At 40.5% G+C, this 12,911-nt stretch carries 10 protein-coding genes; all 10 read right to left on the bottom strand.

Annotation, left to right across the window (positions count from 1 at the left end):
- Positions 1-40 precede the first annotated feature (40 nt).
- Entirely contained in the window at positions 41-1,228 is a 1,188-nt protein-coding gene (locus tag ACYQ1I_RS13890) for a glycine C-acetyltransferase (protein WP_459766323.1), read from the bottom strand.
- Between the two features lie 281 nt (positions 1,229-1,509).
- Positions 1,510-3,858, bottom strand: coding sequence for a Lon protease family protein (locus ACYQ1I_RS13885; protein WP_459766321.1), 2,349 nt, complete (start codon positions 3,856-3,858; stop codon positions 1,510-1,512).
- 125 nt (positions 3,859-3,983) lie between these two features.
- Positions 3,984-5,129, bottom strand: coding sequence for a tRNA epoxyqueuosine(34) reductase QueG (queG, locus tag ACYQ1I_RS13880; RefSeq protein ID WP_459766319.1), 1,146 nt, complete (start codon positions 5,127-5,129; stop codon positions 3,984-3,986).
- Positions 5,130-5,135: 6 nt separating this feature from the next.
- The gene (gene lepB, locus ACYQ1I_RS13875) at positions 5,136-5,678 is read right to left on the bottom strand and encodes a signal peptidase I (protein WP_459766317.1); all 543 of its coding nucleotides are present in this window, start codon (positions 5,676-5,678) and stop codon (positions 5,136-5,138) included.
- A 256-nt stretch (positions 5,679-5,934) separates the two neighbouring features.
- Positions 5,935-6,990: a sensor histidine kinase gene (locus tag ACYQ1I_RS13870; protein WP_459766316.1), complete on the bottom strand. Its 1,056-nt coding sequence runs from the start codon at positions 6,988-6,990 to the stop codon at positions 5,935-5,937.
- Between the two features lie 13 nt (positions 6,991-7,003).
- Complete coding sequence (locus tag ACYQ1I_RS13865) at positions 7,004-7,723, bottom strand: response regulator transcription factor (protein WP_459766314.1); 720 nt, start codon at positions 7,721-7,723, stop codon at positions 7,004-7,006.
- 34 nt (positions 7,724-7,757) lie between these two features.
- The gene (gene alr / locus ACYQ1I_RS13860) at positions 7,758-10,334 is read right to left on the bottom strand and encodes an alanine racemase (protein WP_459766312.1); all 2,577 of its coding nucleotides are present in this window, start codon (positions 10,332-10,334) and stop codon (positions 7,758-7,760) included.
- On the bottom strand, positions 10,331-11,413 hold the full coding sequence (locus ACYQ1I_RS13855; RefSeq protein WP_459766310.1) for a D-alanine--D-alanine ligase family protein: 1,083 nt from the start codon (positions 11,411-11,413) through the stop codon (positions 10,331-10,333). Before ACYQ1I_RS13855 ends, alr begins: the two co-directional genes overlap by 4 nt.
- Before the next feature lie 255 nt (positions 11,414-11,668).
- Positions 11,669-12,154, bottom strand: a complete 486-nt coding sequence (locus tag ACYQ1I_RS13850; protein WP_459766308.1) for a DUF456 domain-containing protein — start codon at positions 12,152-12,154, stop codon at positions 11,669-11,671.
- Positions 12,155-12,309: 155 nt separating this feature from the next.
- Positions 12,310-12,888, bottom strand: coding sequence for an ArsR/SmtB family transcription factor (locus ACYQ1I_RS13845; protein WP_459766306.1), 579 nt, complete (start codon positions 12,886-12,888; stop codon positions 12,310-12,312).
- Positions 12,889-12,911 lie beyond the last annotated feature (23 nt).

The raw sequence follows: 12,911 nt of genomic DNA, 5'->3' as shown, positions 1-12,911 counted from the left end.
AATTTTGAGGATTTCTTTTTCTGTTGAAGCTAATTATATACTAGAGCAGATTCATTTCCTGCCCAACCACCTTAAAGGCTTCCACTGCTCGATCCAGCTGATCCTTTGTGTGACCTGCCGTTACCATACATCTTAGTCTTCCTGTACCCCTTGGTACTGTAGGAAAGACGATACCTGATACAAAAACACCCTTATCTAATAGTTTTCTGCTAAATTCCATGGTTTTAGACTCTTCTCCAATAATCACAGGTGTGATGGGCGTTTGACTGTTACCAATATTAAATCCTAACCCGCTGATTTTTTCCTTAAAGTACCTGGCATTTTCCCAAAGTCGATCGGTATATTCTGTTGTACTCATTAATAGCTTAACTGCTTCGATTATGGGGCCCACTGTGGCTGGAGGAAGGAAGGTACTGAATAACAAGGGTCTGCCCCGGTGACTTAGCCAATCCTTCATGGTATGGCTTCCAGCCACGTATCCTCCAACAACACCTATTGCCTTAGAAAGGGTACCAATGCTAAAATCAACCCTTCCATGAAGACCAAAATGATCTACAGTGCCCCGGCCGCTTTCTCCCAATACCCCCGAGCCATGGGCATCATCAACATAGGTCATGGCATCATATTTTTCTGCCAGTTCAACGATTTCGGGAAGGGGTGCAATGTCTCCATCCATACTGAATACCCCGTCGGTAATGATCAATATATTTCGATATTTATCTCGATTTTCCTTGAGGACGGTTTCAAGGTGATTCATATCAGCATGTTTAAAAACCGTTTTATCTGCACGACTTAACCTTGATCCGTCAATAATACTGGCATGGTTAAGCTCGTCAGAAATAATTAAGTCACCCTTTTCTGTGATGGCCTGAATGGTTCCTGCATTACAATTAAAGCCCGACTGAAAAACCATCACGGCTTCTTCACGCTTGAATTCCGCCAGAAGCCTTTCCATTTCCTCATGAATATCCATATTTCCTATAATGGTTCTAACAGCCCCTGCACCTACACCATATTTTTCTACCGCTTCAATGGCGGCCTTTTTTAATCTAGGATGATTGGCAAAGCCTAAATAGTTATTGGAGGAAAGATTAATGACCCTCTTTCCGTTTAACTCGATCTCTGCTTCATTGGGGCCCTCTAATATTGGAAGCCTCCTGTAAACGCCGTCGTCCTTTAACTCTTGAATTTTTTCCTTTAAATAGTTCAATTCGTGGACCTTTGACATTGGTTTCCCTCCTAATTAATTTTTAATGGCATACTATCATTATTTACGATAGGCCATTGCTTTATGACATGATATTTAACTGTTAAAACGATGATGCTAAAACACAACTCTCAAACATAAAATACCACATTCTCTTCCAAATTCCTTCTGAAGGAATGATAGTCAGAAAATTTTGTTCATTTCCTCTGTAGAAGTTTCCCTTGCTTTACTTTGAAAACCTGTCCTCTTGTTGACTAAAAAAACCCCTTCCTTGAAAGGAAGAGCTAAAATCAAAAAAAGCACTATTTAAGACTCTCTGCAATTTGTTGGTAGTATGCCAGTTTTTCATTGACCCTGGCATAGATTTTTTCATGGTATTGGCCCATGACGATTTCCAAGCCTTCATTGACATGCTTGATGGCATAAATATGAAAAATACCCGCCTCAACGGCTTCTACCACATCCCTTGCCAGCATGAGATTATCAATATTTTGGTAAGGAATTAAGACCCCCTGCTTTCCGGTTAATCCCCTGCTTTGGCATACTTCAAAGAAGCCTTCGATCTTCTCGGTTACACCTCCTACCGGCTGGATATAACCTTTCTGATTAATCGATCCGGTTGCCGCAATATATTGCCTAATGGGAATTCCGCTGATGCTTGATAACAGGGCATATAGCTCTGCACTGGAGGCACTGTCACCGTCAATCCCACCATAGGATTGTTCAAAGCAAATTCGGGCAGACAGGGCTAAGGTTTTATTTTGACCGAATTTTTCCATTAAAAAGCCTGTTAAAATCATAACTCCCTTGTCATAAATCTCGCCGCTTAATTGGGCCTCCCTCTCAATATTAATGATCCCTTCCCTTCCGGCACTGGTGGTGACGGTGATGACACCGGGCTTACCAAATTGATTATCGCCTACACTGATTACTGATAACCCATTTATTACACCAATTTTTTGACCCTTAATATCAATTAGTATTTTTTGATTTTCAAAGCCCTCGCTGATTTTTTCCCGTTGCTTGCTTACTCGATACCTTTTATGGGCAATTGCCTTTTCTATATGCTGAAGCCCAACAGTAGGGCTGTTGTCTATACCGGCCCAGTAATTGGCCTCAACAAGGATCTCAATCATCTTATCAAACCTGGTTGAGAGCTTATTTTGGTTCCCGACTAATCTTGAACTGTAATCCACCAGGGCACCCATACTCTGTCGATCCAGGGGACGAATTCCTTTGGTCTGGGTATAGCTATTAACAAATTGTGCAATACGATATTCTGTGTCGGCATTTCGTTCAGTTTCATGATTAAAGTCCACCAATACCTTAAAATATTTATCAAAATCTTCATCATGATGATAAAGTAAATAATACAGATATTCGCTGCCAATTAAAATAACCTTTAAATGAATAGGGATAGGCTCTAATTTCAGACTGACGGCATCTATGATTCCTATTTGATTACCCATGTTTTCTACAGTAATTTCATTGGTCTGAAGAATTCGTTTAAGGGTTTCCCAGGAATAGGGATTGGTTAATAGCTTCTTGGCCTCTAAAATTAAATACCCCCCGTTGGCCAGGTGAATCGCCCCCGGTTTAATCTTCAAAAAGTTAGATTTTAACACACCATTATTGGCAATATATTCAATGGAGCCTGTCAATCGATTGAGGGTAGGGTTGTATTCCATGATCACAGGAGCCCCTTCGGTTTGGCTGTTATCGATAAATAAATTAACCTGATACTTTTTCAGGAACCCCTCTCCTTCTATCTTTTCCAGTGGGTTTAGGGCTTCTTCCTCATCCAGTACAAATTGATAGATATTTTCGACAATATCCTCTTGAACTCTTTTTAGGTGGGCAACGACCTTTTCACAATCTGAATAGGCCTCAATTAGATCCTTCATAATAGGATTAACAATAAAAAGACCAACCTTCATTTCCAATTGCAGTAACCTTTTTTTAGCCAATCTTTCTATATTTTTAATTTTGATGATGACTTCCATGGCGGTTTCCTGAATTTCCAGGAGCTGTTCCTCAAGCCTCTTCTTCTCACTTTCCTCCAGGCTTTCATATTCCTCATCGGTTACCTCTCGATCCTTATCAATTAATTTAAAAACAAATCCGGTACTGGTACCCTTTATCATATAATTTTTTTCCCTGGCAAAGGCTGTTAAATAGTTGATCAATTTATTTTTTTCCTCTTGGTAAATTTTTGATATTTCATTTCGCTGCCGATCATAATCTTCACTGTTAAAGGCCCTTGTAACCTGTAGAATGATTTCTTCAATCATTTCATTCATATCTTTTTGAAATTGTCTGCCTCGACCGGCAGGCAGGTTCAAGGCCACCGCTTCGTCGGGCTGATCAAAGCTATAAACATAGCACCAATCATCGGGGACGGGTTTTTCCCTTGAAAGCTCCTCAACAATGGATTTCGCATAGGTGGTACGACCTGTTCCATTGGAGCCACTTATATATATATGATAGCTGTTATGCTGTATACCCAAGCCAAATTCCATGGCTTCCTCTGCCCTTTGCTGACCCAGCATTCCCTTTATTCCTGGAACCTCTTCAGTCGTTGTAAAGCGAAAGGCAGAAAAATCGCATATTCTCCTCAACTGATGATGACTTAATTCTAGTGGGTGCTTCAAGTGGATCCCTCCTATCTGCATATTTTCTAAACTACTAACATGATATTCATAGGGACTCTTTTCTTCCACAACAACTTTGTCAAGTCAAAATGATCAATAAAAAAAAACCTGGTCATTCCAGGTTTCTAGGGCTTCAATTTTTTTAGGTAGTCATCTATCATCTCTATTAATTCCTGATTCTTCTCATATTTTTTCATTTTCTCAAGCTCCACAAGGGCCAATTCAGGGTCTAATTCCACAAGGGCCCACAGGGCCTCTTTTCTAATTTCTAGCCTCGAATCCTTTAAAAGGGGAAGAAGATAAGGGGCCGCCCCTGAATCTCGATGATTTACCAGAGCCATAATGGCATTACGCTGCAGTACCCGTTTGCCCCGCCAGGCCGAAGCATTTTGCTGAAACTGCTCCTTGAATTCACGGTTAGACATCGTAAGGAGCTTAATTAAGTCTACCTGACCTTCCGGCTGCCCGGGAATAAAGTCTTTGCCCCTGGCCTTCCTTGCGGCGGCATTATGGGGGCATACCTGCTGACAAACATCGCAGCCATATAACCTATTTCCGAAAACAGGCCTTTTTTCCAGGGGAATAGGCTCTTTTCTTTGTAATTGACAGGATAGGCACTTATTGGCATCAAAACCCTGGGCATCCTCCAGGGCTCCTGAAGGGCATGCATATAGACACCTTTTGCATTCCAGGCATCGACTGTTTTTTAGGGGTTCATCTGGCAAAAAGGCCAGATTGTTCAGCATATATCCAATAAAAAACCACGAACCATACTCCTGATTAATTAAGGTGTGATTTAGGCCATACCAGCCTAGTCCGGCCCGATAGGCCACCTGGCGGTCAACCAGGGGCCCATTATCTACAAAGGCCATGTATTGAAATTCCGCCACCTGCTCCTGAATAAAGCCGGCGATTTGCACCAGCTTTTCTTTTAATACCAGATGGTAATCTCGTCCCCAGGCAGTACGGGCCAATTGTCCCCTGTAGATAGGATCTGTGTCTGAGATTGTTTTGTTTCTTGTATCCTCAATAAAATAGGATTGTCCGATAACAATTATTGACCTGGCCTCCGCCATGGTTTTTTGGGGATCGATACGAAGGTCCAGGTTCTTCTCTTCAAAGCCCGATAGCTTTCCCTCTCTTTTTCTTTTTTCTAAGATCGGTCTTAGTTCCTCAAAGGGCTCAGCACTGGTAAAACCAATTAAATCGATTCCAATTTCTTTGGCATATTTTTTTATTTCTTCCTTAAGCTCCATTACCTTCGACTCCATATCTCGCTATTTCTTGCCAACAAATGCCTTTATCTCATTTAAGGGCCAGATGCGAAGAATCACCTTGCCTTTTATCTGATCTTCCTTAATAAAACCAAAGGTTCGACTGTCATTGCTGTCATTCCTGTTATCACCCAATAAAAAATAGCTGTCCTCTGGAACAACGCCTTGCTTAAAGGGATAAACCCTGTCAATGTACGCTTCATCGACGAGATAACTTTCCTCTATCAATTCCCCATTGACATACAAATCACCATCTTCAATTGAAAAATGGTCATCTTCCCGGGCAACTACCCTTTTGATAAACAATTCCCTTCTCTTGGTACCATTGGGAGGATGAAAAATAACGATATCTCCCACCTGCGGTGTTTTTTTTAGATAGGCCAGCTTCATAACAAATAATCGATCCCTGTTATGGATGGTAGGTTCCATGGACCTGCCCTCCACCACAGCGAAACCGAAGAGATAGTTTTCAATTAAAAGGGCCAGCATTAAAGCAATACCAATCATTTTCAGCCATTCAAAGGCGACTTTATATTTGTTTTTCATTATAGCACATCCCCTAACAACTGTATAGACTTCTATACTTTTATAGTATGTGGGCAGGGGGGTAAAATATCCCAGAACCACCTAATAAAAAAATAATCCTTAACCAATGAGTATTGCCCGTTTCGTTAAGGATAATCATTTAGACTAATGTTTAGGGTTGTACCATAGCTTATCATATCTTGTTTTAAGGTTATAGGTTGTTAAGCTTAATCGAGCAATCGTCTAATATGAATATTAGACAAAAAAAGGCTACAGATTATTTCTCTGTAGTCTGGAATTTTGGTAAAATTACCTCAAATTTAGTTTCATTGTTATCACTAAAGACTTCGATTTTTCCCTTGTGATGCTCAACAATACTTTTGGCAATGGCCAGCCCCAGGCCTGCTCCGCCCAGCTCCTGGGAACGGGATTTTTCAACTCGATAAAAACGATCAAAAATATAGGGTAAATCTTGGGAATCAATTGCATCGCCATAATTAATAAAATCAATTGTAACGGATTCAGACTCCTGAATAAGGATATCAATATACTTGCCATCCTTACCGTAGCGAACTCCATTGGTCAGTAAATTTTCAAATACCCTTACCAGCATATTGGCGTCTGCCATAGCATAGATTTCCTTTTCGGATGGCCTCAATCGACAAACCATTCCTGCCTCCTGAAGCATGGGAACAAATTCCTCGGTAAGCTGCTCCAACAGCTCTACCAGGTTAATTTTATCAAAGCTTGCCCTAAATCCCCCATAGCTAACCCGGGTGTATTCAAATAGTTCATCAATCAATTCCTTTAATCGCTTTGATTTTGTATAGGCAATATCTGCATAATATCGTAACGCCAGCTCATCTCGGTATCGATCATTCACCACCAGCCCCAGGTAGCCTAATATTGAGGTTAAAGGGGTTCTAAGATCGTGGGACACACTGGTAATTAATTCTGTTTTTGCCCGTTCTGCCCTTCTTTCCTCTTCTATAGATTCCTTTAACTGTTGAGTCATTGAGTTGATATTGTCTGCCAGTACCCCCAATTCATCATTGGTACGAACCGGTATATTAATTGTAAAATCTCCCTTTGCTACCCGGTTCAGGTTATCTGTAATCTCTTCCAGGTATCGAATGCTTTTTTCACTTAATAAAAAGAAATAGAAAATAAACAGAACGCCCCCAACAAAAACACTTACCGGCAAGACCCCTAATACACTGTTTAGAAACATTAACAGCTGGTATATTATAGGATAATTGCCAATAATAAAGGCCAATAACAGCAGTAACCCTACCGTTAAAATTGCAAGCACAATACTGACAATGAAAAGCAATAAAATTTTCCACCTAATACTTGATTGAGGTCTCATTTTCAAATTTATAGCCTACCCCCCATACTGTTTTTATAAAATAGGGCTTTTTAGGGTCATCTTCTAGCTTTTCCCTCAGCTTTCGAATATGAACTCTGACCGTATTGTCGGATTCCAGATATTCCTCCTTCCAAACCCTTTGGAAGATCGCATCGACTGTAAAAACCTTTCCAGGATGACTGGCTAAAAGGTATAAAATATCAAATTCAATAGGTGTTAAGCATATTTCCTGTTGAAAACGAGTGACAGTATGGGTTACTTGATCTATTACCAGTCCATTGATAGAAATTTGTTTTTGCCCGTTGGAATAATTAAATTGCGGATTTAATGTAATGTATCTCCTTAGCTGTGATTTAACCCTTGCCAATAGTTCCATCGGGTTAAAGGGCTTTGTCATATAGTCATCTGCCCCTGTACTTAAGCCTAAAATTTTATCCATATCTTCAGACTTGGCACTAAGCATGAGAATAGGTATGTTTTTTTCACTCCTGATTCTTCTGCAGGTTTCTAACCCGTCTATTCCAGGCATCATAATATCTAATATGACCAGCTGAATATCCATTTTTTCCAGCACTTCTAATGCCTGACTCCCTGTATTAGCCTTATAAACCTGGTATCCGTCATTGGTTAAATAAATTTCTATTAAATCAGCAATTTCCTTCTCATCGTCTACCACCAAAATTGTTTCCTTTTCCATGGGCCTCACCCCTTAATGAAGAATTCTACAGTCATTATATCAGTCTTCGTTCGTCCTGCCAAATCCTTTCAGTAAGGATTTGTACCCTCTGATTAAGGTTATAATAGATCCTTGGCACCCGGTAGGTAATCATAGAGGGTATTTCTTGGGGTACACTTCCGATATGATCTGCCAATTGTTCCAGGGTTATTTCCGCCTCCTGTTGTCTGCCAATTAAGGTTACCTGTGTACCAATAGGTACCCATTTAGGTAATCTGACCATTAGCTGATCCATACAGATTTTGCCTACGATTGGTGCCTTTTCTCCCCCAATCAGTACATAAAAGCCCTGGAAGCAGCGGAACCATCCGTCGGCATAGCCCACAGGAATAGTTGCAATCCATTCATCTCCCTCTGCCACATAGGCCGTGTCATAGCCTACTGTGCTACCCTTATCGACCCTTTTCACATGGAGTACCTTTGAATGGAAGGACAGGGCAGATTGTAAGGATAATGGTGCAGTCCTTTTAATTTCAGCAGAGGGGTAAATTCCAAACATCCCCACTCCAATTCTGACCATATCCAGAGAGCATTCCGGATGCTTCAGGGTTGCTGCGGTATTACTGCAATGATAATTTTCGACCTTCAATCCCTTTGATTTCACCCAATCCATGATCTCTGTAAAGGCGGCAAACTGCTGATTAAAAAAGGTTTCGTCCTCCCAATTGGCTGTAGCAAAATGAGTATACATACCTTCTAAAAGAATATCGTCTTGACGAAGCAAAGGAAGAATTTCTTCAAGCTCCTCTTTATTTCTTAAACCAAGGCGGCCAAGACCCGTATCAATTTTTAAATGGATTTTCAAGGGCCGGAGATCTTTTTTATAGGCCCTCATTTCCTCCAGCCAGGAGCCTTGAAATACTGTGACCGACAGATCGTTTTGAATTGCCAGATCAACATCACTGGGCAGAATTGGGGTCAACACAAGAATGGGTGCTTTGATACCACTTCCTCGAAGGTGCAGCGCCTCCTTTAAAATAGATACAGCCAGTGCATCAGCCCCTGCCTCAAGGGCTATTTCTGCCACCTGTAAATCTCCATGGCCATAGGCATCAGCCTTCACCGCAGCCATAAGCTTCGTAGCAGGAGGCAAATAGTACTTTATTTGTCTGATGTTGTTGGCAATAATATCGAGACGAATCTCCACCCAGGTATCCCGATGAAGGGGTGCTGTGTCGGCAGTATGCTCGACTTCCAATAGATTTTTTTGCTTCAGCTCTTCAACCAATAGCTCCAATTGCTGTTCTCTGGAACCTTTTATTAATATAATGGCCCCTTCTTTAATAATTCTATTGATATGAAGGGCCAGGCTATTTAGGTCTACGCAATGAATAACCCTTTCTCGCGGGAACTTCTTCATGGCTGCATTAGCAAGCTCTTTGGATAGAGGCCCCATTGTCAATAAGTAATCTAATTGATCGGGATCTAAATAGTCTGCCGCCTGCCGATGCAGCGAAATAGCATCTTCCCCCAAACCATTCATATCACTGAGAACGGCAATTTTCTGACTGTATTTCTTAAGGCCGTAAAGGGTTTCCAATGCAGCCTTCAGGCTCAGGGGATTTGATTTATAGGAATCGTTTAATATTGTCAGGCCCTGACCATGGATTAATTCATTTCTTGCAGCGGTAACATTGATCTTCTTCAGACCTGCCTCAATGTCCTTCCATGATAAGCCCATGCAATAGCCCATGGCCATGGCTGCAGCAGCATTTTCCATCTGGTGCCTCCCCAGCATAGGTAAATACATTGAATCTGTTAATCCTTTAAGGTGGAACCGAATTCCTTCCTCCTCTACAGTATCCAGTACCGGTACATACATGCCGCCTTCTCCAAAGGTTACTATCTGAAAGGGATTCACCTGTTCTTCAGAAATGGTTTTTAAAAGGGGGTCACCGCTGTTATAGAGAAAGAATCCCCCGGGCTTTAAGCCTTCTATTATTTCCAGCTTTGCCTTCAAAATGTTTTCTTTTGTTTTCAAATCTTCCAAGTGGGCTTCTCCAATATTGGTAATAATGGCCCCGTCGGGGCTGGCAATATTGGTTAAAAGTCGAATTTCGCCCAGACTTGACATTCCCATTTCTATGACTGCCATTTCTGTGTCTTGATCCATAGCCAGCAGGCTAAGGGGAACCCCTAAATGATTATTAAGGTTACCCAGGGTTTTATAGGTTTTGTATTTGATTCCCAGTATTGCAGCCAATATATCCTTCGTTGAGGTTTTACCGTTGCTACCGGTTATTCCTATGACCTTAACATCTAATTGTTTACGGTAGGCCATGGCTAATTCTTGAAGGGCTTTCTGGGTATCCTCCACCAAAATCAAAGGAATGTTGATGGGGGGAATTGCTTCATACCTGCTCCAAAGAGCCGCCTTGGCACCTTGGGCCACAGCCTTTTCTAAAAATTCATGTCCATTGAATCGTTCTCCAATAATTGGAACAAATAACTGATTTTCTTTAATGCTTCTGGAATCGATCGAAACGCCCTCTATCATGTAGTCCAGATAAGCCTCGGGCAAACCAAATCCTCCGGCCATTTCTTGAATTTCCCTTAATGTTCTTTTAATCATTTTATCCACCTCTTCTTTTGTATCCGCTTTCCTTGCTCATATCTTTCAAAAGCTAAATCAATTAGTTTCTCAATTAATTGGCTATAGGTCGTACCGTCGGTTTGTTCCCAAAGGGCCGGAAACATGCTGAAGCTGGTAAATCCAGGTATTGTATTGACTTCATTGACATAGAATTGATTATCTTCTGTAACGAAATAATCAACCCTTAAAAGCCCCTTACAGTCTAATCTTTGAAAAATATCTTCTGCTGTTTTACGCATTTTTTCACTAACCTCAGATATAAGGGCAGCGGGAATAACAGGAATCAGCTGGCCGTCTACATACTTCGCATTATAGTCCATATAGGCCTTAGCCTGGATATATTCACCCACGACAGAGCTTTTTGGAGTATCGTTGCCTACGACAGCAATTTGCATCTCTCTTCCTCTAATTTCTTCCTCTACAACTACTTTATCATCATATTTCATTGCCTCTTCCAGGGCGGCCTCCAGGGCCACTCTATTTTCGCATCGATTTATTCCCACACTGGAGCCCAATCTGGCGGGCTTTACATAGCATGGGTAACCGATTAAGGCTTCTATTTCACTACAGCTTAATGCCGGATTAATCCTCCAATTTTTATAGGATAGGGTGGTGTATTTTGCCTGGGGAATCTGCCATTTTTCAAATAATTCCTTTATAATCTCTTTATCAAATCCTATGGCGGAGGCCATCACCCCGTTGCCCACATAGGGCACCTCCAATAGCTCCAAAAACCCTTGCAGGGTACCGTCTTCTCCATTTGTTCCATGAACAGCCGGAAAAATTAAATTTCTTTCCTCTGGGTTATAATGCTCTGTTAAGAATTTTCCAATAGACTGGCTGATATGATTGGCCGATGGTTTTTGTAAATGTAATATATTTATCAGGGGCTCTTTTTGCTGACCCAAGCAGCACCACTGGCCTTCATTGGTTATATAAACGGGATATACATCATATTTATCCTTATCAAGTGCATTAATTATCGAAAATGCAGTCTTAAGAGATACCTCGTGCTCTACTGACTTACCTCCGTACACTACATATATATTTGTTTTCATGGTACGCCTCCTTTATTTTTCCCATTGCATTTTAAAGATATCGTTAGTTTACCTCATTATTTTTAAAAAAACCTTCCTATAGAATTAAAGAAAACCTTAATATTTTATTAAGATGGAAAACAAAGTCTTTCCTTGGAAGATTTATCTGAATGATTCATGCTAAAACTTTCCTATAAATTACAAAAACCATAGCCGTAGCAATGGTACTGAAGCTTAAATAATATTTACATAATAAATTATGTAGAATTATGAAGGTTATGAACCCCGCAGTACCTTAAGGGTAAAATAGGCTATCATTGTAATAGCCAGCAGAAAGTTCACCATGGTGCTTAATAGATAGCCCGCAATACCGGCCCCGCCAGCCTTTAATGAATTCCAGAAATTTTTCCCTGAAAACAGCTCTCCAACCAATATCCCCAAAAATTGACCTAATAAAACCCCCACAAGATTAAAAATAAAAAAGCCTACTATTCCGCCAATGATCATACCCCAAAAGCCTTGCTTTGATAATTTGAACCTTTTAGCACTAATCAGGGAGGCCCCATAATCAAATAGGATTCCCAAAATCGTCAATAGACCAAAAACTAAAATGGCATTAACGGTAATCACCTGAAAATTTGTTCCCCATCCATAAAACAGCATTCCAGCCAGCACTAAAAGGGTGCCAGGCAAAAAGCTCAAAAATACACCCATGACACCCAATATCATCAATATAACACTAATGATTAAGTAAATATTCATTTTCTTCTCACCCAAGTGATCAATTGATCAATTTATTTTCTTTTATGCTATCCATCTTCGTACTAAAATACAACCGAGGTGTGAAATTTTTCACACCTCAACAAATAGTCATATTAATTTGGCTTTAGATCTTTAACATAAACTACGCTCTGATGTTAGCCCCGTCGTTTTCCCGATTTAACCACAGGAATTCCCAATACGGCAAAGTTATAGGGTTGAACCCCTGGGCGGGATTTATCTCGCTTACCCTCTAAAAATTCCTTGATTAATTTTTCTATTTTGCCTATTAGCTCCTTTGCTTCCTCTGCTTTTAAATAATAGTCATTATAATGGTTGATAAATTTAGGCTGATCAATGGTTCTTTCTGCTGCCCGATAAAAATCTTCACTGATTTTTTCAAAAATTGATATGGATACCTGGTTTAAGGATTGTAACAAATCATCATCAAGATTTTGCATAAAGCTCTTATCAATTACCAGCTTTTTGGCAGTAGGAAGATAGTATTTCTCAATGATCCCCGATTTTACCTTTTCGTCAACCAATTCTAAAATACCTACCTTTAAAAGACTCTTAATATGATAATTTACTTTAGCATGGGGTTCCCCCAGCTTCTCTGCCACCTGCTTGGCAGATTGAGGCTGTTCTCCATCAAAGGATTCAAAAACCTCAACTCTATAGGGATGAGAAATTGCTTTAATTTGCTCTAGATCCCTTAATACTAAAATATCCCTCATATGTTTTTCCCCTTTTTGTTTGT

The sequence above is a fragment of the Alkaliphilus crotonatoxidans genome, from assembly GCF_054658015.1.
Note: the sequence above shows the minus strand (reverse complement) of the source record. Positions and strands in the feature narration are given on the sequence as shown.